The 307-nt window shown below is 68.1% G+C and carries 1 pseudogene; it reads right to left on the reverse strand.

What is annotated here, in order from left to right:
- Window positions 1-307 (reverse strand): annotated as a pseudogene (locus tag EN850_RS35335) (ATP-dependent helicase HrpB); the annotation flags it as partial.

Here is a 307-nt window from a genome sequence, read left to right on the forward strand (position 1 = left end):
GTCAGCTGCTGCCAGCCATCGGCTACCGCGCGCTCGTCCGGCGCTTCCAGGAACGGGAAGTCCTCGATGCGGCCCAGGCCGAGCTGCAGCATGCGCAGGATCACCCCGGCCAGGCTGGAGCGGCGGATTTCCGGATCGGTGAACTCCGGCCGCGCCTGGAAATCGGCTTCGGCGTACAGGCGGTAGCAGATCCCCTCGGCGATACGACCGCAGCGGCCCTTGCGCTGGTTGGCGCTGGCCTGCGAGATCGGTTCGATGTGCAGCCGATCCAGCTTGTTGCGCGGCCTGTAGCGCTTGACGCGGACAA

The organism is Mesorhizobium sp. M8A.F.Ca.ET.207.01.1.1 (genome assembly GCF_004794715.1).
Taxonomy (GTDB): Bacteria; Pseudomonadota; Alphaproteobacteria; order Rhizobiales; family Rhizobiaceae; genus Mesorhizobium.